This window comes from Streptococcus thermophilus (genome assembly GCF_010120595.1).
Lineage (GTDB): Bacteria > Bacillota > Bacilli > Lactobacillales > Streptococcaceae > Streptococcus > Streptococcus thermophilus.
In genome coordinates, this window is record NZ_CP038020.1 from 281450 (window position 1) to 304738 (window position 23289).

At 35.2% G+C, this 23289-nt stretch carries 22 protein-coding genes, 1 tRNA gene, 1 other RNA gene and 2 pseudogenes; 17 read left to right on the plus strand and 9 right to left on the minus strand.

Annotation, left to right across the window (positions count from 1 at the left end; all coding sequences use genetic code 11):
• Nucleotides 1-56: 56 nt before the first annotated feature.
• Nucleotides 57-1306 (plus strand): annotated as a pseudogene (locus E3C75_RS01495) (ISL3 family transposase).
• A gap of 54 nt (nucleotides 1307-1360) precedes the next feature.
• Here E3C75_RS01495 and E3C75_RS01500 read toward each other — a convergent pair.
• The 4 genes from E3C75_RS01500 to E3C75_RS01515 form a co-directional block, all read right to left on the minus strand.
• Nucleotides 1361-2653: an adenylosuccinate synthase gene (locus E3C75_RS01500; protein WP_111679745.1), complete on the minus strand. Its 1293-nt coding sequence runs from the start codon at nucleotides 2651-2653 to the stop codon at nucleotides 1361-1363.
• A gap of 235 nt (nucleotides 2654-2888) precedes the next feature.
• The gene (locus tag E3C75_RS01505) at nucleotides 2889-3395 is read right to left on the minus strand and encodes a DNA topology modulation protein (RefSeq protein WP_084829161.1); all 507 of its coding nucleotides are present in this window, start codon (nucleotides 3393-3395) and stop codon (nucleotides 2889-2891) included.
• A 289-nt stretch (nucleotides 3396-3684) separates the two neighbouring features.
• Nucleotides 3685-4854, minus strand: coding sequence for an MFS transporter (locus E3C75_RS01510; protein WP_014295309.1), 1170 nt, complete (start codon nucleotides 4852-4854; stop codon nucleotides 3685-3687).
• Nucleotides 4847-5902: a ThiF family adenylyltransferase gene (locus E3C75_RS01515; protein WP_111679746.1), complete on the minus strand. Its 1056-nt coding sequence runs from the start codon at nucleotides 5900-5902 to the stop codon at nucleotides 4847-4849. The genes E3C75_RS01510 and E3C75_RS01515 overlap by 8 nt, the downstream gene beginning before the upstream one ends.
• Before the next feature lie 345 nt (nucleotides 5903-6247).
• On the opposite strand from E3C75_RS01515, the gene E3C75_RS01520 reads away from it, so the two are divergent.
• Nucleotides 6248-7432 carry an IS256-like element IS1191 family transposase gene (locus tag E3C75_RS01520; protein ID WP_111679747.1) on the plus strand — a complete coding sequence of 395 codons (1185 nt, stop codon included), beginning with the start codon at nucleotides 6248-6250 and terminating at the stop codon, nucleotides 7430-7432.
• 34 nt (nucleotides 7433-7466) lie between these two features.
• Here the strand turns inward: E3C75_RS01520 and E3C75_RS01525 are convergent.
• A pseudogene (locus E3C75_RS01525) lies at nucleotides 7467-7973 on the minus strand (DNA topology modulation protein).
• Between the two features lie 618 nt (nucleotides 7974-8591).
• Between E3C75_RS01525 and E3C75_RS01530 the strand changes: the two are divergent.
• From E3C75_RS01530 to gggC, 6 genes are all read left to right on the plus strand, one after another.
• A complete protein-coding gene (locus E3C75_RS01530; protein ID WP_111679748.1) occupies nucleotides 8592-9377 on the plus strand; it encodes a glucose-1-dehydrogenase in 786 nt (261 codons plus the stop codon).
• 91 nt (nucleotides 9378-9468) lie between these two features.
• A complete protein-coding gene (locus E3C75_RS01535; RefSeq protein WP_111679749.1) occupies nucleotides 9469-9693 on the plus strand; it encodes a DUF4649 family protein in 225 nt (74 codons plus the stop codon).
• 849 nt (nucleotides 9694-10542) lie between these two features.
• Complete coding sequence (locus E3C75_RS01540) at nucleotides 10543-11403, plus strand: Rgg/GadR/MutR family transcriptional regulator (protein WP_167740654.1); 861 nt, start codon at nucleotides 10543-10545, stop codon at nucleotides 11401-11403.
• A gap of 77 nt (nucleotides 11404-11480) precedes the next feature.
• On the plus strand, nucleotides 11481-11588 hold the full coding sequence (gggA, locus tag E3C75_RS12330) for a streptosactin (RefSeq protein ID WP_002953591.1): 108 nt from the start codon (nucleotides 11481-11483) through the stop codon (nucleotides 11586-11588).
• Nucleotides 11589-11644: 56 nt separating this feature from the next.
• On the plus strand, nucleotides 11645-12844 hold the full coding sequence (gene gggB / locus E3C75_RS01545) for a streptosactin maturase GggB (RefSeq protein ID WP_014622048.1): 1200 nt from the start codon (nucleotides 11645-11647) through the stop codon (nucleotides 12842-12844).
• Nucleotides 12837-14378, plus strand: coding sequence for a streptosactin export ABC transporter GggC (gene gggC / locus E3C75_RS01550; protein WP_100273380.1), 1542 nt, complete (start codon nucleotides 12837-12839; stop codon nucleotides 14376-14378). The genes gggB and gggC overlap by 8 nt, the downstream gene beginning before the upstream one ends.
• Nucleotides 14379-14781: 403 nt before the next feature.
• Here gggC and E3C75_RS01555 read toward each other — a convergent pair whose 3' ends face one another.
• A complete protein-coding gene (locus tag E3C75_RS01555; RefSeq protein WP_014608793.1) occupies nucleotides 14782-15294 on the minus strand; it encodes a helix-turn-helix domain-containing protein in 513 nt (170 codons plus the stop codon).
• A 214-nt stretch (nucleotides 15295-15508) separates the two neighbouring features.
• Between E3C75_RS01555 and E3C75_RS12090 the strand changes: the two genes are divergently transcribed.
• From E3C75_RS12090 to E3C75_RS01570, 4 genes are read left to right on the plus strand one after another with little or no spacing between them, the layout of a single operon-like run.
• Entirely contained in the window at nucleotides 15509-15691 is a 183-nt protein-coding gene (locus E3C75_RS12090) for a hypothetical protein (protein ID WP_024704268.1), read from the plus strand.
• Nucleotides 15692-15736: 45 nt separating this feature from the next.
• A complete protein-coding gene (locus tag E3C75_RS01560; RefSeq protein ID WP_084829163.1) occupies nucleotides 15737-16714 on the plus strand; it encodes a replication initiation protein in 978 nt (325 codons plus the stop codon).
• 11 nt (nucleotides 16715-16725) lie between these two features.
• Nucleotides 16726-16914 carry a DUF3173 domain-containing protein gene (locus E3C75_RS01565; RefSeq protein ID WP_000369785.1) on the plus strand — a complete coding sequence of 63 codons (189 nt, stop codon included), beginning with the start codon at nucleotides 16726-16728 and terminating at the stop codon, nucleotides 16912-16914.
• 1 nt (nucleotide 16915) lies between these two features.
• On the plus strand, nucleotides 16916-18055 hold the full coding sequence (locus E3C75_RS01570) for a site-specific integrase (RefSeq protein WP_002885655.1): 1140 nt from the start codon (nucleotides 16916-16918) through the stop codon (nucleotides 18053-18055).
• 86 nt (nucleotides 18056-18141) lie between these two features.
• On the opposite strand, the gene E3C75_RS01575 is transcribed toward E3C75_RS01570, so the two are convergent.
• The 3 genes from E3C75_RS01575 to E3C75_RS01585 form a co-directional block, all read right to left on the minus strand.
• A tRNA-Lys gene (locus E3C75_RS01575) sits at nucleotides 18142-18214 on the minus strand.
• A non-coding RNA gene (gene ssrS, locus E3C75_RS01580) (6S RNA) lies at nucleotides 18215-18410 on the minus strand.
• An 86-nt stretch (nucleotides 18411-18496) separates the two neighbouring features.
• Nucleotides 18497-19765 carry a replication-associated recombination protein A gene (locus E3C75_RS01585; protein ID WP_084826190.1) on the minus strand — a complete coding sequence of 423 codons (1269 nt, stop codon included), beginning with the start codon at nucleotides 19763-19765 and terminating at the stop codon, nucleotides 18497-18499.
• A gap of 169 nt (nucleotides 19766-19934) precedes the next feature.
• Between E3C75_RS01585 and rpmB the strand changes: the two genes are divergently transcribed.
• The 5 genes from rpmB (at nucleotide 19935) to E3C75_RS01610 (ending at nucleotide 23208) form a co-directional block, all read left to right on the plus strand.
• Nucleotides 19935-20123: a 50S ribosomal protein L28 gene (gene rpmB, locus E3C75_RS01590; protein ID WP_084826191.1), complete on the plus strand. Its 189-nt coding sequence runs from the start codon at nucleotides 19935-19937 to the stop codon at nucleotides 20121-20123.
• A gap of 126 nt (nucleotides 20124-20249) precedes the next feature.
• Nucleotides 20250-20516, plus strand: coding sequence for an IreB family regulatory phosphoprotein (locus tag E3C75_RS01595; protein WP_111679750.1), 267 nt, complete (start codon nucleotides 20250-20252; stop codon nucleotides 20514-20516).
• Nucleotides 20516-20935: a Holliday junction resolvase RuvX gene (gene ruvX / locus E3C75_RS01600; protein WP_111679751.1), complete on the plus strand. Its 420-nt coding sequence runs from the start codon at nucleotides 20516-20518 to the stop codon at nucleotides 20933-20935. The genes E3C75_RS01595 and ruvX overlap by 1 nt, the downstream gene beginning before the upstream one ends.
• A 108-nt stretch (nucleotides 20936-21043) precedes the next feature.
• A complete protein-coding gene (locus E3C75_RS01605) occupies nucleotides 21044-21349 on the plus strand; it encodes a DUF1292 domain-containing protein (RefSeq protein WP_011681733.1) in 306 nt (101 codons plus the stop codon).
• Between the two features lie 212 nt (nucleotides 21350-21561).
• A complete protein-coding gene (locus tag E3C75_RS01610; RefSeq protein WP_100284808.1) occupies nucleotides 21562-23208 on the plus strand; it encodes an MFS transporter in 1647 nt (548 codons plus the stop codon).
• The last annotated feature ends 81 nt before the right edge of the window (nucleotides 23209-23289 follow it).

A 23289-nucleotide genomic window follows, 5' to 3' on the forward strand; every position in this document is an offset into this window, starting at 1 on the left:
AAAAGTCCCATAAGAACTATAATGAAAAGCAACTAAACCATCATTAGGAAGAACTTATGAGACTTATTAAGAATAACACAGAATTAATCGGAATCAAAGACCAAAATATCAAGATTTCACTTGTTTTTGAAACTGACACTCATATCGAGATTCAAGCAAAACTTGATTACCCTGCACCATCATGTCCTCATTGCCATGGAAAGATGATCAAGTACGACTTTCAAAAGCCTTCTAAAATCCCTCTTCTCGAGCAAGCGGGAACGCCAACTCTACTACGTCTGAAAAAACGTCGTTTCCAGTGTAAAAATTGTAGGAGAGTAACGGTGGCTGAGACATCTATCGTTGAGAAAAACTGCCAAATCTCCAATCTAGTCCGACAAAAAGTTACACAACTCCTAACTGAGAAGGTGTCACTAACTGATATTGCAAGAAGACTTCGCGTGTCGACGTCCACTGTCTATCGTAAGCTTGATTAGTTTACTTTCAAGGAACATTATGACAAACTCCCTGCTGTTATGTCCTGGGATGAGTTTGGGTTCAAGAAAGGGGAATTGGCTTTTGTGGCTCAAAACTATGAGACAATCCAACTCATAACCATCCTTGATAATCGCCGCCAAACTACTATACGAAACTACTTTTTGAAGTATCCATTGAAAGTCCGACAACAGGTACAGTTTATCACGATGGATATGTCTGGAGCTTATATTCCACTGGCTCGCAAGCTCTTTCCAAACGCAAAAATCGTTCTTGATCGTTTCCACATCATCCAGCACCTTGGACGTGCCTTTTTAAAGACAAGAATTGCAATTATGAACCAGTTCGATAAGAAGTCACTACCCTATCGAGCCTTGAAAAATCACTGGCGACTCTTCCAAAAGGACAGCCGTAAACTATCTCTCAACTCTTTTTATTCAAAGACTTTCCGCCAAACTTTAGCACCACATGAAGTTGTTGCGAAGACACTAGTCTTTTCAAAAGAGCTTACTGACTACTATACACTTTATCAGCTTTTGCTTTTTCACTTTCAGGAGAAGAGAGTAGATGAGTTCTTTGAACTGATAGAGGAAAATAGGAGCAAGGTCAATCATTATTTTCAAACTGTCTTTAGGACTTTTCTTAGACACAAGCAATACATCAAAAACGCACTAGAAACGGACTATTCAAACGCGAAACTTGAAGCGACTAATAAGTTGATCAAAGACATCAAACGTTTGGGCTTCGGTTTTAGAAACTTTATCAACTTTAAGAAGCGTGTCTTCATCACACTGAACATACATAAAAAAAGGACCTATCCGGTCCTCTCTAGATGTTAGCTTTTCGTCACCCACTACAGTTGACAAAGAGCCCTTTATCTTCATTATTAGATATTTGACCAAACACTCTCAAGAATGTTTGTTTGTTCACGTCCAGGTCCTACAGAGAAGGTAGAGATACGTATACCGACCAACTCACCAATACGACGAACATAATTACGGGCATTTTCAGGAAGCTCATCTAAACTACGGCAACCTGTAATATCCTCTTCCCAACCTGGCAATTCTTCATAAATTGGTTTACAACGTTTCAATTGCTCAAGGCTAGCCGGATAGTAATCAATGCGCTCACCATCAAGATCGTAGGCTACACAAATTTTCACAGTATCAAGACCAGAAAGAACGTCGATACAGTTCAAGCTAAGGTTTGTAATACCTGATACACGACGGCTATGACGCATTACCACTGAGTCAAACCATCCCACACGACGTGGACGTCCAGTTGTTGTTCCATATTCATGGCCAACTTCACGGATACGTTCACCCACTTCATCAAACAACTCAGTTGGGAAAGGACCATCGCCGACACGACTTGTATAGGCCTTACATACACCCACAACCTTATTAATTTTAGATGGCCCAACACCAGAACCAATTGTAACACCACCAGCAACTGGGTTTGATGACGTTACAAATGGGTATGTTCCTTGGTCAATATCAAGCATAACTCCTTGAGCTCCTTCAAAGAGGACACGTTTACCTGCATCAAGAGCATCATTCAAGATAACAGATGTATCTGTGACGTATTGTTTAATTTGTTGTCCGTAGGCGTAGTATTCTTCGAAAATCTCATCGAATGATAACTCTTCAGACTCATACATCTTACTGAAAAGACGGTTTTTCTCAGCCAGGTTTGTCTTCAAGCGACTAGCAAAGATTTCTTCGTCTAAAAGATCGGCAATACGGATACCAACACGCGCAGCCTTATCCATATAGGCCGGACCGATACCTTTGTTAGTTGTACCAATTTTATTGTCACCTTTAGCAGCTTCTTGCAGTTGATCAAGTTTAATATGGTATGGCAAGATAACATGTGCGCGGTCAGAAATGCGAAGACTCTCTGTTGATACACCTTCTGTATGAAGATATTCCAACTCTTTGACAAGTGATTTAGGATTCACTACGACACCATTACCAATGACAGAGATTTTCTCTGGGAAGAAAACACCTGATGGAATCAAGTGCAATTTGAATTTCTTACCATCGATAACAATCGTGTGACCTGCATTGTCCCCACCTTGATAACGTGCGATCACTTCGGCATCTTGACTTAGGAAATCTGTAATTTTCCCTTTACCTTCATCACCCCACTGGGTACCCACAACAACTACTGATGTCATATTATTTTGATAACGGACAGCTCCACCTTTACGAGGCTGTCCCCACCTTTCTTGAAAAACTTCACGGTGGGAATTTCACCCACAAGTTTTGCGTTACAGTTTATTATATCAGAAAAGAGACTAATTGTTCAACGATGAAATCTTTTATATCAAAATATTCTGACAGTTATAGCTAAGATTGCAACTAGTTATTTACTATATCTTTTTAACCTTGCTTATTATGTATAACTATCAGCTATTTAACCTGCTTCATATAATCATTTAACTGCCTTTGATTCTTTAAAATAATTGTCTTGTCAGAATAATTTTTAACAACTGCATTATATCTCTCTACATATTTTTGAGAACGTCCGTCTAATAAAATCCATTTCACAAATGTAAAATCAAATTTTTCATTACAGCCTTCTGCCATGCTAGGACGTGTCTTTCCCCTATATGTTAAATAACGCCTAAACGCCCGATAGAGACAATTAACTCTGTTAAAGTTGAAATAGACAATACAGTCAGCTTCCCTCATACGTTCTTCATAAAGACAGGCCGAGTAATTCCCTTCAATAATCCAATCACTTTGTAGCATAAATGTTGATATATTGTCAGTCATTTCATCAACTGTTCGCTCTTGCCAATTTGATGTGAAATGAATTTTATCTAAATGAAGTACCTCACAATTGTAGTGTTGACCTAAAAAATTTGCCAAAGTCGACTTTCCAGAACCACTATAGCCAATGATTGCAATTTTCAACTCATGTCTCCTTTTTCAATTCTGTTTCTTGACTATTATCATAACACAAAGCAGATATCTTACGAGGCAATAATTCATGTTTAAACAAGCAAAAAAAGCCTTGTAAATCAAGGCTTTTCCTGTTGTATTTAGATGCCCCCTACAGGTAGTTTATAGAGATTTATACATATAGAGAAAAGGATTTTTATTGATTTTATGCGATTTTAGTATCTTTATATTTTAAAAGAATTTTTGTTTCGCAACAAATTCACAACAAGTTTTGTTTCATATTTTATCTTATACTACATAGTTAAATATAATTTTTAATAAAGTAATTTAATAACAATAATATAGATAAAAGGGAGAGAATGAATGCTGAGCTTATCACAAGACTAACGCTCATATAATTCAGTAAAAAACTTAAAGCATATAAAATTAATAATCCACTTATCCTAGAGATTGTTGACTTGAGAGATATTAACGAAGATATTGTTTTCGTTGATACCTGTTTATTAAAATATATATTTAGGACAAATTGAATTATATAAAATATAAAGACATATAAAATATAGGCTATAAGATAAACTACGGGCAAGTTTGATAAGAAAAATAAAGGCAAGGCAATAACTAATAAGAGAAATAATCGATAGTTAACTAACTTTTGTAGTTTGTCTGTATGTATAGAATAGGATAGGATACTGATTATTTGAAAAAGAAAATAGAAAGCTGTGAAATATCGTTTATCAATACCTTTTTCCAATAAAAAGGATTGCCACAATTGAAAATGTGCTTGAAAAAATAACTGTGTTAATAAGTCAAAAACAATAATAACTCTAAGAATACTATTTTCTTTTAGCTCTTTAAAACTTATAGAAATTTGTTTCTTAAAAGTATCTATATTTATTTTTTCTTTATAGTAATCTCTATCTTCTTGGAAGAAAAAGCCAATATCAAAAATAGATAAACAAACTAATATTATAGCAATAATATATATTTTTATACCTATCATAAAATATAGAATACCACCTATACCACTACCGATAATCATAGATGCAAATTGAATTTTATTATCTTTAGAAATAAAAGATTCAATAAGTTTATCATTAGATGAACGTTTCAATTTATTTATTAAATAGGAATCCAAAGTACCGCTTTCAAATGCTGCTGCAATCCCATATATAAACCAAGCTAAATATAAAAAATAGAAGTTGGAAGATATAAGGACAATAAGAAACATAATTATTAATAAAACTCTTGATGATAAGTATAAATACTTTCTTGACCAATTGTCTGATAGCATTCCACTTGGAAATTCAAACAATATAATTGCTAGACTGTATGCAGACTGTATTATTAATATTTGAGAAATTGATAGTCCTTTTTCTAGTAATAAGACTGTAAGTATTGAATGAGGTAGTGTATAGGCAACTGTAACTAAGAAAGTTGCAAATAGATAATGAAAAATTTGTTTTTTAATCATCTAGTGTGCCACCACATATACTACAGTTAGGGTCCTTGGTATTAGGTAGGACATACTTTTCAAAGGAGTTACTATTAATACCCACTCGAGCATTAAGGGATTTTATACTATCATTATTACCTGCAAAATATTGAATAATATCCGATAGCGCTAAATCACATGCTAGTGAATTATTAATAATACTTGATGGTGAGGCATATTGATTATGCAACTGTGCCATTGTTTCATCATTAGAATTAATCTCGCCGTTGATTGAAAATGTTCCATAACAGAAAGGACAAGAAGTTTTGTGAGGAATAACAAAAGGACCGATTACAGCAATATCATTTAAATAACCAATATTTACAAATGGAACATTATTGGTGAGAAAGTATTTTGATGATATTGAAACAGCAGTATCGTCATCTCCAGATAATATCCCAAACATTGAATTAGTATCTTTGCCCTCAAGAATATTATTGATATTATTAGTACTTATAAACTCTGTATATACTTCAATATCAAGATTAGGATTACGTAATTTTAGTGCATCAGCAATTACTTCTGACTTGTATTTTCCGATATCGTTTATCGTAAATAGAAATTGTCTATTTAAGTTACTTCTTTCAATTTTATCACCGTCGATAAGAACTAATTTTTTAGGAGAGTAGACCGATAAAGCATAACTCATAAAGTTTCCAATGCCACCACAACCAATAATGACAAAGGTTGTTTCTTTAAATTTAGTTAGAACATCTTGAACGTTATTTATTATTAGGTCCAGATAAAGTCCGTTTTTAAATTCCATAGTATCTTCTTTTTGGAAAACAGCTTTACTAGTAGTGATTAATTTATTAGCTACTAATTTTTTAAAAACCGACTTATCAATATTATTACTATCTAACCAGTTTAAGATTTCATCTTCATCTTTTTCTGTAAGTAGAAATTCTAGAATCTTTAGTGATAAATTGAATTCATCATCATTAACTGTATATTGTTTACTGCCAATACCAATTAAGTTTTCATTAGATTTTAGTGTAGTAGCGGTTAAGCTTGTTTTGTATTTCATAAATTAATCCTTCCCATTTATAATAAAAAAATCTATTTAACTATATCAAGAGATATAGCCAAATAGATTAAACCGATTAACCAAGTGTGGTTAATTCAAGATTGTACCTTTCATATTGGGTACCTCCTTCATATTTTTAGACAATTATACACCGCATGAAAAATAATGTCAATTCAAAAAATTCTGAACTTTACTTTTTTTAATTTTTGTTATTTGTTTTTATTTTCATATTGGTTGAATTATATTGTATCTAAAGTATTAAAATTGGTAGTGTAAAATAAGTTGTGTAAACACAAAAAGGAATAAATCCGTTATAGTAGAGTTGCAAAACATTACTAGAAAGAGATTTATTCCTATGACTCAGTTACCACAGAACTACTTAACTTCCTAGCCCAAAAGCAAGATATTGATGAATTTTTCCGTACTTCTCTTGAAACAGCAATGAATGATCTGCTTCAAGCAGAGTTATCAGCCTTTTTAGGGTATGAACCTTACGATAAATTAGGCTATAATTCTGGGAATAGTCGTAACGGAAGCTATGCACGGAAATTCGAAACCAAATATGGGACTGTTCAGTTGAGTATTCCTAGAGATCGTAATGGGAACTTTAGTCCAGCTTTGCTTCCCGCTTATGGACGTCGAGATGACCACTTGGAAGAGATGGTTATCAAACTCTATCAAACCGGTGTAACGACTCGAGAAATTAGTGATATCATCGAGCGAATGTATGGTCATCACTATAGTCCTGCCACAATTTCTAATATCTCAAAAGCAACTCAGGAGAATGTCGCTACTTTTCATGAGCGAAGCTTAGAAGCCAATTACTCTGTTTTATTTCTTGACGGAACCTATCTCCCCTTAAGACTTGGAACCGTTAGTAAAGAATGTATTCATATCGCACTTGGCATTACACCAGAAGGACAGAAGGCTGTTCTTGGATATGAAATCGCCCCAAATGAAAACAATGCTTCTTGGTCCACCCTGTTAGACAAGCTTCAAAACCAAGGAATCCAACAGGTTTCTCTTGTAGTGACCGATGGCTTCAAGGGGCTTGAAGAGATTATCAATCAGGCTTACCCATTAGCTAAACAACAACGTTGCTTAATTCATATTAGTCGAAATCTAGCTAGTAAAGTGAAACGAGCAGATAGAGCGGTTATTCTGGAGCAATTTAAAACGATTTATCGTGCTGAAAATTTAGAAATGGCAGTGCAAGCTTTAGAGGACTTTATCGCCGAATGGAAACCAAAGTATAGGAAAGTCATGGAAAGTCTGGAGAATACGGATAATCTTTTAACTTTTTATCAGTTTCCCTACCAGATTTGGCATAGCATTTATTCGACAAACCTCATTGAGTCTCTTAACAAAGAAATCAAACGTCAAACGAAAAAGAAGGTCCTTTTTCCTAACGAGGAGGCTCTGGAACGTTATTTAGTTACCCTGTTTGAAGATTATAATTTCAAGCAAAATCAACGCATCCATAAAGGGTTTGGCCAATGTGCTGACACACTTGAAAGCTTATTTGATTAACATTCTTCAACTCTACTTGAGTGTTTACACATAATTATTGACAGTATCTCATATAATTGTTTAACTGCTTTTGATTCTTTAAAACTATTGTTTTGTCAGGATACTTTTTTTACAACAACTTTAAATTTCGTTACATTCTTTTGTGAACGTCCATCTAATAGAATCCATTTCACAAATTCGAAATCGAATTTTTATTACAATTTTCCGCCATGCTAGGACACGTCTACCCCTTGTATCTTAAATATCGCCTAAAAGCCCGATAGAGACAATTAAATCTGTTAAAGTTGAAATATATAATACAGTCTGCTTCTCTCATACGTTTTTCATAAAGACAAGTCGAGTAATTACCTTCGATAATCCAACCCTTTTGTGACATAAATTTTGATATATTATCAGTCATTTCATTAACTGTCCGCTCTTGCCAGTTTGATGTGAAATGAATTTTATCTAAATGAAGTACTTCAGAACTGTAGTGTTGACCTAAAAAACTTGCCAAAGTCGACTTTCCAGAACCACTATAGCCAATGATTGCAATTTTCAACACATGCCTCCTTCTTCAATTCTATTGCTTGACTGATATCATAACATAAAGCAGATATCTTACGAGGCAATAATTCATGTTTAAACAAGCAAAAAAAGCCTTGTAAATCAAGGCTTTTCCTGTTGTATTTAGATGCCCCCTACATGCATTTTAAAAGTAAATTTCAACTTATATTAGTCAAAAATCATTGAATTACCAATGGTTTGAAGCACATGTTTTTAACAGTAGCCACTATTTAAAATTGAAAAAGGGACAAATCGGGGACAAAACTTAATAACATAATTTCCCTAACATTAGACACTCCCGACTTTGAAGAGTATCTTTAGTAAGTCACCACATTAAGCCCCCTTTACCATACTCTGTGATGAATGGGAATAAAATTTCATAAAACTCTCTCACTTAATTTAATTTCAAGTTATTATAAAACACTTTTGAAAACGCTTCAATATTTCCTTTAAATAATGACACTTTTTATTTTTTCTCTTTATTACAAGTTGAACTAAGTAAAGCAACGCTACAACTTGTCAATCAAACGTGTTAAAATTTTCCCAAGCATTTTCAATACGCTTTTAGGAATAAGGAGTTATAATAACAGTACCAAAGAGAAAGAGGTCTTTAATGTACAAAGAATTAGAGGGAAAAACTGCCGTTGTTACTGGTGGCTCAAAAGGCATTGGTACTGCTATCGCTAAACGTTTTGGTACCGAACACATGAATGTTGTTGTCAACTATTTTTCTGACAGTAAAGGAGCTGAAGAAGCTGTTCGCATTATTGAAGAAGCTGGTGGTAAAGGGGTAGCTGTTCAAGCCAATATTGGTGAGGAATCTGGAGTCAAAAAATTATTGGACCAAGCTCTTGAGTTTTTTGGCAGTATCGATGTCTGGGTTAATAATGCAGGCGTGGAGAATCGCAGCGCCACTCATGAATTGAGTTTAGATGATTGGAATCGTATTATAAAAACTAACTTGACTGGTGTGTTTTTAGGATCTAAGGTTGCTCTTCAATATTTTACTGATAATGAGAGAAAAGGAAATATTATTAACATGTCGTCTGTTCATGAACAGATTCCATGGCCAGGATTTGCGAATTATGCTGCTTCAAAGGGTGGAGTAAAGCTTTTCACTGAAACGATAGCTATGGAGTACGGAAAACGTAACATACGTGTTAATAATATCGGTCCCGGAGCTATTAACACCCCTATCAATTCCGATAAATTCTTAGATCCACTCCAATACGAAGAAACTGCTAGGATGGTTCCAATGCATCGTATCGGGAAACCTGAAGAAGTCGCTGCAGCTGCTGCATGGTTAGCTTCGGATGAATCAAGCTATGTCACTGGTATTACACTATTTGTTGATGGTGGCATGACACTTTATCCCGCTTTTCAAGATGGTAAAGGGTAATTTGTTTTATCTTTAGATATATCAGTTATTTTCTTTGACAGATATAATCTCTGGTATTAAAATCTTGGAATAAAGAAAGAGGGGCAAAAATATGATTGAAATTACTTATCTTGATTCTGCAAAACAAGAAAGAGTTGTTCGTTTTAACAGTTATGATGAATTTGAGCAATCTCAACATGCTTGTCTAATTGGTGTGGCAGACTATTATCCTGTCCAAAAATTAACCTATAATGGCTACGATTTAGACTATCATGGAACCTACGGTGATATTTTCTTTTTCCTCATGAAACAGGATTTGAGTCAATATAAAAAATAGAAACTATAAATCGAACCACTAGGATTTATAGGAATCTAAAAAAGCTATCACAACAACCAGTGATAGCTTTTTTGATTTTATTTTTGAATCCTAATATCTTATCTTTTTTGTCTCGATAATTGCTCCCTGAACAGTCTTTCCGTCACCCACTACAGTTGACAAAGAGCCAAAAATGTGGGACAAATGGTGGGACAAACTTCATTTAAACAAGCAAAAAAGCCTTGTAAACCAAGGCTTTTACTGTTGAAATTAGATGCCCCCTACATGAATTTGTATGAATTTTTCATATTGAAAATAATCAAAAATGTTGAAATATAAGTTATTTTTAGAAGATACTTGGAGCATTTTTAAATATAATTATTTCAAAATGGGGCAAAAGTGGGGCAAAAACGAATGACTCATAAAGGTTTCCAACTTGCTTTGAAAACCAGGCTTGAAAAAGGCTCGTAAAGCATCGAAATTTAGTAAACGTTAAAACTGATTTACACTTATTGAAAGCATTTCGTATCCAAAATACGGGATTCTTTTTCCATAAAATCAAGAGAGGTTGGGCAAAAACTACAAGTTTACCCTTCTGATTAAAATTTTAATAACCAAAAATAGCTTGGAATCAACGTTTATAATGACGCAATTCTAAGCTATTTTTTATTTTTAAGGTTTCTTGCCTAATCTCTTTATCATTTGGCTAACCTACTCCGATAACGATAATACCTTCAAGTATTACAAACAACAAACTAAACAATGCTTTTTTATTCATGGTAAATACCTCTTTTCGTTTTCTTATATGATATAATATTTTTAATATTTGTGAAGAAATTTCCCTTATAAGCAATTTAGGAGGTGACTAGAATGAAATATGGAAAAATTTTTAAAAAATTTAGAGAATCTCGAGGTTTATCTTTAAAAAATGTTGCAAAATCAGGTCTTTCAAGTTCCCATCTCTCAAGATTTGAAAATGATGAGGCTGATTTAACCATCAGCAAATTTTTTTTAGCGTTAGATGCAATACATATGCCTATCGAAGAATTTGTTTACGCTGTACGTGATTTCCGCAGAGATGACTTTAATGAACTTTTAGAAAAGATTCGGTATTTAGTATCAAATCGTGATATAGACGGAATGAAAAAGCTATTAATTAGCCAAATGGAAAAGAAGGATAAAAAGGAACCTTTCGCTTCATTTAACACAATTTTGATTAAAATAAGATTACAGGATTTATCAGGAGAAACTTATGTAACAGACCAAGAGATTGTTACTATCAGTGATTACTTGTTTTCTGCGGAATACTGGGGTTATTATGAATTGCTACTGTTTATGAATACAATAGACGCTTTTAATCGTAACACAATGATGATTTTAGCCAAAGAAATGTGTCATCGTTCGGATTTTTATAGAGATATTCCAAATAATAGACGTTTATTGGCAACTATGTTGCTCAATGCTTATATCACCTGTATTGAACGCAATGAATGGATGGACGCTCTTTATTTTGAAAAACAGCTAAAATATTGTAACTTTTCAGAGACTGAAATGTATGAAAAACTAGTGCTCCATTATGCTAATAATTTATATGATCTAAAGAAAAATAATAATCGACATGCTGTTTTGGAAATGAGAAAATGTATTGCTGCCACGAAATTGGTAGATAGCAATCAAATAGCTATAAAATTTGAAAATTATTTACAAAAAGTATTAGATGACATGAGGTGAATTGCGTATAAGGGAAAATATTATCCTCTTCTGATAAGGTTATATAATGAAACTATCAAATAAAGGAGGTAAAAACCATGGAAAAACTTCAGGTGATTGACCTTGAAGAACTTTTAGAGTTTGATCAAGGGTATGTAATTAATGCTAGCTGTGGTCCAAGTCATTCTTGTGGCGGTGGTCGATAGCTTCTTCCGAGATGAGGAGTGATTCCTCATCTCAGTTTTTAGTCTGGAGGATAATTATGATAAAGACAATAGAAACAGATATAGGAACATATTATTTTGATTCTGTTAATTTTACTTTATCTTTGTCACCTATTTCAAAACAAAGTTCACCAACTCTAGATTCTGTTGAAGATGGTGTATTAAAAAAAGTAGTTATAAATATTTCTAATAGTTGTAATTTATCTTGTTCGTATTGTTATGCAGATGGTGGTAACTATGGTATGGATAATCGTATTATGGATTTAACTACTGCTGATAATATTATCCAAGAGATAGCAAGTAAAGGAGTTACACAAATCAACCGTCTCATACTTTTCGGGGGAGAACCTTTTTTAAATATAGAATTATTTATATATTTTATAGAAAAATTATCTACATTATTAAATGTAGTGAAAATTGAAACAGTTACTAATGGTACTGTTTTAAATAAGCGTGTTAAAGAAATGCTTGTTAAATTTCATCCTTATTTAACCATAAGTTTAGATGGACCAGAAATTGTTCATGATAGACTCAGAGGAAGAGGGAGCCATCGAAAAACATTACGTTTTATTAATTATTTAAAGAATATTGATTATGAAAATTTTGAAATAGCCTCGACATATACTAGACTTCATCAAAAAAATGGTCTAAGTAGAGAAGATATCTTTCAATATTTTACTGATATGGATGTGCATTTTAATATAAATGATGTTTTTACTAAAAATAAAGTGCTAATTGTGAAAGAAATGGAAAAAAGTTTGGCTGAAAGAAAACAGTTCATAGATAAATCCATTCAACATGTAATCAACAACAATGAGAAGGCATTTATCAGTCCTATTTTATATGATGTATTAATATCAATGATATACAAGAGTACGAATCGTACATTTTGTGATGATATTGACCCTTCGAATACATTAACTTATGATGTAGATGGTAGTAAGAAACTATGTTTCAGATTTTGGGGAACTCACAACAGTCCTAAAGCGGAATCATTTAACAACAAAGATAACTTTGAAAAGTGTAAAAACTGCTGGTGTAGAGGTATGTGCTTGGAATGCGTTGCCAATGTTATTGATGGATATTCTTCTGTAATTAGTGAAGATGGGGAATTTCTTGAATGCTCTAAACCAGAACTGATGGAATACTGTATTAAACAGATTATATATTTATCCAAGGACAGAGAAAAATTATCTAGGTTGGTAAATAATTTTAGGGGGTTTATACGCTATGCTTAGGAGTTATGTAACGAAAAAACATCTCACCTTCTATTTTCTAGCCATCGTCATCACTTGGTTAGAGGCCATTATCACCCCTGCCCTTATCCAGTATATCGTCGCTAGTTTTACCAACCGCCAGTTGCATCTCCTCTGGCAGATTTTGCTCTGGGGGATTGGGGGCAATCTGGTGCTTGTCCTGGGCTTGGCTGGGAAGCGCTATTACTATGCTCGTTTGATGACTGACTTTAAGGTTGGGATAAAACGCGCTATTTTTCGGACTTTTTTATACAGCCGTCAGATTCCTGATGAGGAGGTGCTGTCTGATCTGGAAAATGATGTCCAACAGTTGGAAAATAGCTATATAGAGCCGACCGTCATTATCGTATCCTCGCTAGGTTTTACAGTCGTTTCCATCGCATATGCCCTCTGGACCAATTTCTATCTGGGGTTATTGTTTATCATCTTTTACTCGGTACCAGTTTTGTGTAGCGGACTGGGTTCGAAGCGTTTGGATGGGATTGCGGAGCAAAAATCCCTGGCAAATCAGAATTATATCGCCCGTGTCAACAATATGATTGCAGGTGTTGCTCCTATTCGTCATTATCAGGGCCAGAATTTGTTTTTCAAGAGATTTTCTAAAGACCTAGAACAGGCGTTGCAAGAAGAAGTGTCCTACGAAAAGCAACGGTCACTGAACAGTTTATTTATCAACAGTATAGATGCATTTTGCTCTGTGGCGCCCATTGTGATTGGCGGATTCATGACCTACCAGAACTACCTTTCTGCGGCTAGTTTTGTCGGCATTTATCTGGTCTCCCACAACATCGGCTACCAGTTTCAAGAACTGTCCTACTTTATCAATACCCGCAAGTCTGCCAAGTCCCTCTGCGATAAGTATCAAGACTTGTTTGGAAATAAGTTGGCTACTGACAGCATATTTGACCAATCTGTCTTTCCTATCCAGTTGGAGCAGGTCAGTGTGGAGAAGGATGGGGAGACCATTCTAGCTCCTTGTGATCTGACTATCCACGCTGGGGAAAAGATTGCTATCATCGGAGAAAGCGGAGCGGGCAAAACCACCCTGCTCAACATCCTATACGGGGAAATCCATCCTAGTCAGGGGCAAATTCGTTATCAAGGACGGGAACTAACCAGCTGTCAACTCTATCAGGCTGGTGCCTATATCTTGCAATCTAGTCATGTTTTTGACGATTTATCTGTGGAGGAAAACATCGCTCTGGGACAGGAAATTGACCAGCAAAAAATGGATAACATCTTGCAAGAAACAGGGCTCCTCAGCCTAAAAGGCAAGGTACCCAGCAACCAAACTTTATCAGGCGGTGAAAAACAGCGCCTTGAAATCGCCCGTGCTCTCTATCACAAGCGACAGTTTATCCTAGCAGATGAGGTCAAGGCTAACCTGGACGCCAAAAATCAAGAAAAAATCAACCAGCTGCTCTTTTCACTTCCTCAAGCTGTGGTGGAGGTCATTCACCACTACACCAAGGAAGACTTGAAGCGCTATGATAAAGTGATTCATTTGAAAAAGTAGTTATGCCAATAGTGTCTATAGACAAATTGTATATCTGAAAGGCTCTTTGTCAACTGTCTTGAGTTGATGAAAAGCTAACATCGAGAGAGGACACAATTCGTTCTCTCTTTTCTTATCTTCAAAGTGATAAGAATGCGTTTTTTAAAGTTTTCAAAGTTCCTAAAATCTCATTTAGAACTATTTGGAATTGTGGATACAAAGCAACCATTGACTAAATAATTAATGAATTGAATGAGTATTTAGAGTATTTATTTTTAACTCAAAATTGATTAAAATCTTGCGTAAGCCCAAAGAACTGGGAAGAAGCGACCGTGACGGATATTTGGAGAGAGGATTTATCTAAAAAACTAGAAAATAAGTTATTTCTTTCATAACAGAAAAAGCGAGTTCAAACTCGCTTTTTCTATTTATCAAATAATTCCTTATTTTCAATCAAGAGTTCTAGTGGAGATTTGTCTCTTGCTACAATAAAACCAGGTTCATATTGGTTATGAAATGTTCTTTTCTGAGAAGTTGGATCAGTATACAACTCGTCTCCATCTTCTGTGTATAGTTGTTTGCCTCTTGTTAGGTAAAGTAAATCCTCTAAGTACTGTCCATCAGTTTCTAGAAAATTTTCGATGTATTTGACAGCCTTTAAGATCTCACTTACTTTATCAGAGTATTCATTCGATTCAAGAACACTCTTTTCTAATTCAATCTCTTTACTAGTTCCAAATAGTTGGGTTGGAGTTGCATTAAAATATTCTGCTATCTTATCCAAATTTGCAAAGGTAGGATAGCTTTTTTGTTTTTCGTAGTCAGAGATGGATTGTTTACCGATTCCTAAATCTTCCGCAAGTTGAGTTTGACTTACTCCTTTTTCTATGCGTAGTCGTGCCAAATTGGGTCCAAAATTCTGAATAATAAAGGTCATGATAAACTCCTATGTTGTATTTTAAACTTATTCTATCACCTATAAACTTACAAATCAAGTTTTTAGTTGACTGATTAAAATATTTTTTTATAAAATATATTTATAACTTATAAATAAGTTATAAATGATACAAATAGCTCATATGTTTAGGAATAGTGAGTGAGGAGGAATTTGAGGACGAGACTATGACTATGACTGATGACTATTCGAAGCCTTGGAGCTAGAAATTGTGTGGACAAGGGCAAGGGACGAGCCTGACGTGAAGTCAGGCGAAGTCCTGCAGGCTGCCGTCCAGACAATTTCTAGCCAAGCAAAAGCTGGCTATTCTAACAGCCAGCAAAAAGGTACACTTAGGACAACGTCCAAAGAACGACGGAACGAGCAAACGTTGATTTGACGGTGTTTCTGAGGCCTAAAAAATCTAAAAGAAGGGGGGACAATTTTGTTGGTTTCTATACAAGATTTAAGAAGCATTCAAGAACGATGTGAAATAGGAGAATTAGTACAGAGGTTAGATGTCAGTATTGATAGATTAACGGTTATCTGGGATACAGACACTGGTTCCCTAAGACGAATTTTCAAAAATCTGAAACAGGCAATAAGTACAAGAGTTGACTCATTTGAAATACATGATAACGTGCGAGATGATGTCTTTACTTTAGCTAAGGATTTTAATGAGTATGATTCAATCAATATTATATTTTTCCAATTATCCACTTATGGAGGTGAACAATTGATTCGGATTGATTTCAATCCTAACACTTTAAAAGAATTTGATGGAATGAAAGTATGGAGGCAATTAATGTACTTTGCCAGATTGAATTCATTGACGGTACGTTTGTCTCGTTTTGATTTGACATTTGACATTTTCAACAGGCCTGAAATCGTTAATTTGCAACATATTAAAGGTGGTGTTACCCATAAGGTCTTCTATGGTAGAGGGGGCGAATTAGAGACGAAATATTGGGGTTCTAGCGGTAGTAATGTACAAGTTAGGTTATATGATAAGAATAAAGAAATCATTGCTCATAAGCGCGAAGAGAAGCTAGATTTGGGTGTAAATCCGTTTTGGTGGAGACTAGAGTTCCAACTCAGAACTAAAGCGATTGGGGAGGATATGGTGCAAGATATTATGAATCGACTTGATAATTTCGGATTTTATAAGCTAGAACATATTCGAGTGGATCAAAGAGCCTTTACAATTATCTTTCTAAGCAATCCTGAACTGTTATCATTAGCTTTTCCAAATTTAAAATCAGACAGCATCAAAAAGAAAAAAACAAGAGTCCGCAAACTATTGAGAGAAGAAACGAATCAATTTGCGGAAGAATTAAAAGAAGTATTAATACAGAATCTCCCTAAATTAAATACAGAATTACAACTACTTGTAGGTGAGTTTCTGACTTTAGAAAATCAATAAGGAGGATAACTATGGATAATAATTTAATTAGCAACAAAGAATTAATTGAAATGGGCTATCGCCCTCACACTGCAAATGATATCATCCATCAGGCAAGAGAATTACTTGTATCACGAGGCTATACATTTTATAATCGCAAACGTTTGATGGTTGTTCCAAAAAGTGTTGTAAATGAGATTCTAGGAACAGAGGTGGCGTAATATGGCAAGTGTTCGTTACCGAAAGCGAGGAGATAGTAATTTATGGACCTATGAAATTCGTAACGAAGGAAAAACTGTTGCTCATAATAGCGGTTTTAAAACAAAAAAACTTGCAGAGTCAGAAGCTGAACCGATTCTGCAAGAACTTCGTTTAGGAAAAAGAATTTCTAGAGATATTTCTCTTGCCGATCTATATCAAGAATGGCTTGAACTAAAAATTTTACCAAGTAGTAGGTCGGAAGAAACAAAGAAAAAATATCTTCTCCGTAAAAACACAATTGAAAGATTATTTGGAAATAAAAAAGTCACTCAAATTCGTGCGAGTGAATACCAAAGAATTATGAATAAGTATGGGCAAACAGTTGGTAGAAATTTTCTTGGTAGATTGAATACGGGGATTCATCAGAGCATCCAAATGGCAATTGCTGACAAAGTTCTAATAGATGATTTTACACAACATGTCGAGTTGTTTTCATCCAAAGAACAACAGATGACAGAAGAGAAATATTTACATACAGAAAAGGACTATCTGGATTTACTTTTAGCAGTAAAGAGAAAATTCGATTACCAACGTTCAATTGTTCCTTATATCGTCTATTTTCTATTAAAAACAGGCATGAGGTTTGGAGAGTTAGTAGCGTTAACTTGGAATGAGGTTGATTTTGACAGAGGATTGTTAAAAACATACAGGAGGTATAATACTCTCTCTCATAAGTTTGTTCCACCAAAAAATAAAACGTCTATTCGGATGGTTCCAATAGACGAAGAGTGTATCAAAATTTTGCGCCTTTTACAAACGGAGCAAGAAAGAGCAAACATGGAGTTAGGAATCAAAAATCGATATCGAATGATCTTTCAACATTTTGGATATATTCATTCAGTTCCAGATATTGCAAGCGTCAATAAAGCTTTGAGTGTTCTCTTAAATGAGTTGGACATTTATCCAATTATCACGACAAAAGGAGCACGTCACACCTATGGAAGCTACCTCTGGCACAAAGGGTTTGACCTTGGAGTTATTGCAAAAATTCTAGGGCATAGAGATATTTCAATGTTGGTAGAAGTATATGGACACACTTTAGAAGAGAAAATTTTTGAGGAATTTAATCAAATCAGAGATATCTGGAAAGATTGCTCATAAAAAAATGTGGGGCAAACGATGGGGCAAATGCTCTTAAGACAAGCAAAAAAGCCTTGGTTATCAAGGCTTTTACTGTTGAAGTTTGATGCCCCCTACAGGGCTCGAACCTGTGACCCATGGATTAAGAGTCCACTGCTCTACCAACTGAGCTAAGGAGGCTGGATGCTGTATTGGTACCGATGATCCACAGTTTGTATTGAACCCGCGACGTAAAAAAGCAGGTGGGCGACTCGCTACTAACTTCAGTTGCTTCTGGGTGAGCCAGCCTGCACACTGTTAATAGACCTCTGTCTCCCGATAATACAAAAATTAGTCGGTCAACACTTATATGTGGATTCGTATACCACAGCAATTTCTATGTTTTTATAATACCACTTTTGAAAATTATTGCAAGAGGAAAAATCATTTTTTTTGCAATCGTTTTCGTTGATTCTTCTCGTATTATCTAGATAACTTATCGATTCGTTCTTTATTAGCTCCAAGAGCTCTTTCGTATTTCCCAGTTTCATTAGGTTGGAAATAATTGACTCCTCTTAATTTATCTGGAAGGTATTGTTGCTTAACCCACTTTTCAGGATAGGCATGTGGATACTTATAATCTTGTGCATTACCCAGTGCCTTACTTCCAGCATAGTGTCCATCTCTCAGATGACGCGGAATAGGTAAATTCCCAGACTTTCTAAGATCCGCCAGGACAGCATCCATTGCCTTATAAGCCGAATTCGACTTAGGTGATAATGCTAAGTCAATAACTACGTTGGCAATCAAAATACGTGCCTCCGGAAAACCTATTTTCTGTGCAGCTTCCAAGGCTGTGACCGTGTGAACTTGTGCATCTGGATTAGCTAAACCAATATCCTCATAGGCAATCACAGTCAAGCGACGTGCTAGACTAGGCAAATCCCCTGCCTCAACCAAACGTGCCGCATAGTGAAGACTGGCATTAACATCAGATCCTCGAATAGATTTTTGCAAGGCAGAAAGGACATCATAGTGCCCATCACCGTCTTTATCCATAGTAATATAACTGCGTTGTAAGCTATTTTCCACTATGTCTAAAGTAATATGATGCTGCCCATTTCCTGAAGCTGGTGTCGACATGACAGCCAGATCCAAAGAATTATATGCCGATCGTAAATCACCATTAGTAGCTGTCGCAATAAAATCTAGAGCATCATCATCTAAGTGAACCTCAAAGGCGAAGCCACGCTCCTTGTCCCCTAGAACATTCAAAATAGCTTCCTTGATATCTTCATTAGAGAGTGGTTCCAACTCAAATATTTGTACACGGCTACGGATGGCTGGTGTTACAGAAAAAAACGGATTCTCGGTTGTGGCACCAATCATGATAATATTTCCGTTCTCTAATAATGGTAACAAAAAATCTTGTTTTGCTTTATCCAAACGATGGATCTCATCTAGAAGTAGAACTAAACCACCTGAAAATTTAGCCTCTTCTGCAATTTCCTGTAGACGTTTTTTGCTATCGACAGTGGCATTAAAAGTTCTAAAAGCAAATTTTGTTGTTCCTGCAATAGCACTGGCTATCGAGGTTTTCCCGATTCCTGGAGGTCCGTAGAGAATCATTGACGACAGCATATTCGCCTCTACCATACGGCGAATAATTTTACCTTCACCAACTAAATGTTTCTGACCAATCACCTCTGAAATTGAACGTGGACGCATGCGTAAGGCAAGATTATCTGGCATCTTCTCTCCTTTTTTTAACTATTTATTCTTCTTATAATAAGAATATACTATTTTTCTGTAAAAAGAAATTATAAATAGTTCTTGTCAAACCTAAATTCTTATGATAGAATATTTTGGTATGTGGTGCTAGCACATCCGTAATAAATTCTACCTAGGAGGAAAACACGAAATGACTAAAGTATGTTACTTTACAGGACGTAAAACTGTTTCTGGAAACAACCGTTCACACGCTATGAACAAAACTAAACGTGTCTTTAAGCCTAACCTTCAAAAAGTTACTGTTCTTATCGACGGTAAACCTAAAAAAGTTTGGGCTTCAGCTCGTGCACTTAAATCTGGTAAAGTTGAACGCGTTTAATCTTATTAGACATTAAGAGAGATGACATCAGTCATCTCTTTTAGTGTTCATCGTCTTTCACTTTTGGGTATACTTATGTTATAATAAGGAACTAATAGATAATCCTTATAGAAAGAAGGTGTCAGTATGGGATTTACAGATGAAACTGTTCTTTTCAACCTAAACGACGGTGATAAAGATGAAATCAGTAATACTTTGACAAATGTCTACCGTTCGTTGGCTGAGAAAGGTTATAATCCTATCAACCAAATCGTTGGTTATGTTCTGAGCGGTGACCCTGCTTATGTTCCGCGTTACAATGATGCCCGTAACCAAATTCGCAAATACGAACGTGATGAAATCGTTGAAGAACTCGTTCGCTATTATCTTAAAGGAAATGGAACTGACCTGTAATGCGAGTAATGGGACTTGATGTTGGCTCAAAAACAGTGGGTGTTGCTATTAGTGACCCACTTGGTTTTACGGCCCAAGGCGTTGAAATTATCAAAATTAACGAGGAAGATAAAGAGTTTGGCTTCGACCGTCTAGGTGAACTCGTTAAAGAATATCAGGTAGATAAATTTGTCATTGGTCTCCCTAAAAATATGAATAACACTGAAGGACCACGTGTTGAGGCTAGCAAAGCTTATGGTGATAAAATCAAGGAAATCTTTAACCTTCCTGTAGATTACCAAGACGAGCGATTGACAACTGTTCAGGCAGAACGTATGTTAGTTGAACAAGCAGATGTCAGCCGTGGTAAGCGTAAAAAAGTTATTGATAAATTGGCTGCTCAACTTATTTTGCAAAACTACCTCGATCGAATGTTTTAATAAACTGTAAATAGAGACCGATTAGTCGAGCGACAATCTAGTAAACTACCAATCAGAACTTCTAGATTCTCCTCACTATTGAGTACTCTCTTCAAAAAGGAGAACAATATGTCACACAATCACGATCACAACCATGACCATGAAGTCATCACTTTAGTAGACGAACAAGGGAATGAAACACTTTTTGAAATCTTATTAACGATTGATGGACGTGAAGAATTCGGTAAGAACTACGTTCTTTTGGTTCCAGCTGGTGCTGAAGAAGATGCAGATGGAGAAATCGAAATCCAGGCATACTCATTCACTGAAAATGAGGACGGCACTGAAGGCGACCTTCAACCAATTCCTGAAGATTCAGATGCTGAATGGGATATGATTGAAGAAGTTTTCAATAGCTTTATCGATGAAAACTAAAAAATAATATTGGGCGTAACTAAGCCTAATCATTTACTTCTAAAAAAGAGACTGAAATAGTTTATTTCAGTCTCTTTTTTAGAAGGTTTTTTCTTAAATGTAAGAAATAAGAGAGAAATTGACTAAATGGTATTATCTGATATACTTTAAATAAGAGATTTTGGGTTTTTCCCTTATTTGTAACTTTCAAAATGACAGCAAAGGAGTTTAATTTGAGTCCATATAACAAAGACAATATCCTAGGATCAGGTAGCTATCAAGGTTATCATCGAAGCCCCCATCAATCTCATACACATGATAAGCAATCTGAAAAGGGTGAAGTAACAATTCAAGGGCGTACAAAAGAATCAACTTCTTATCAGAAAGAAAAAAAAACTAAGATTTCACTTCCTTGTAAGCATAAAGCACATATCCTTATCCTCAGTCTGATTTTGAGTGCATGTAGTATATCAGTCCCTTGCTTTACAGACTTTTCCAATAATATACAATCCCAAAACCTTTACATTGCAAAAATGTTTGCCAACGGTAGTTTACCCTATTCTGACTTTTTTGCGACAGGTGGGTTCTTCTATTATTTCCTAATTTCTCTAGCTTTTCGTCTGGGGTCTACTCTTTGGTTAATTCCAATACAGTTTCTAACCTACTATCTTTCTGGCAGCTACCTTTACAAGGTTGTCATGCATATGACAAATAAGAAGGAAATTGCAACTCTAATTAGTATTATTTTCTTTTTAATTAATGGGACACTTGGTTTTGGTGGACTCTATCCTATCCAATTTGCCATGCCTTTTGTCCTCGGTGCTATTTTCTTCTTAACCCGGTACTTTGCTGGTCACAGTCGTGATGAAGCCTTTATTCTTTACGGTTTTGCTGGTGCTGCTGGAGCACTCTTTGAAGCTCGAACTCTTATTTTCTGGGTATTGTCACTTGTGACAATATTTGTTTACAATCTTGTCAACAAGCACTTTGCTCGTGGTTTTTATCAAGTCCTTTGTATTATTTTTGGTAATATTTTAGTACTGTACCTATGCCTTTATTTCATCCTAAACTTGCAAATCACTTCGGACTATATTAATCAAGTTCTAGTTTACAACTTTACACAACTCGCTGTAGAAAAAAATAACTTCCTACTGACATTGGCTTACCAAAGTTTTGCTGTTATAGGTTCTGGACTCCTTATTGGTGTAGTTACTACAGGTAACCACCTCCTTGGTGATGCTAAAGATAAAAGCATTAAATGGGTATTAATCCTTAGCTTTATCTTTACACTAGTTTACAGTCTATTCTCTCAAAGTTTTGGACTTTACAGCATTCTTACCATCGTCCCATATGGTTTAGTCTTGACTGCACTTTCTCTGGATGATGCTATTAAAAAGAGAGCGGAGCGAACCTCTCACCGACGTCGTAATGATAACCAAATCCGCACGCTAAAAGTTTTTGGTATCTTCCTTAGCCGTAATTATTTCTTACCTATAGTCGTTTTTGCATTTGCCTTTGCTATACCAATCATCATGTTCCTATTTGATTTAGGAAATAATGCTGAACGTAGCAGTGTCGCAAATTACCTCGCTAAAAATACCAAGAAAGATGAAACTATTTACGTTTATGATTCATCAGCAAAAATTTATTTGAAAAGTAATCGTAAATCAGCTTCACCATTTGTTCTTCCTGATCTTAACACAGCTAAATCAAGTCATCAAAAGGCTCTTTTAGACACTCTTGTTCAAGATTCTGCACAATATCTTGTTGTCCAACAAGATACGCAATTGCCTTCTGAGTTTAAATCGACACTTTCAAAAAACTATAAAAAAGCACCTGTAAAAGGCGTTGAACGATATACTATCTATGTCCTAAAATAGGTCGAAAATCAATATATAGTGGTTGAGATAAAAATATACCACAATATATTGATTTTTTTTTGCCTAGTGCTATAATTAGTG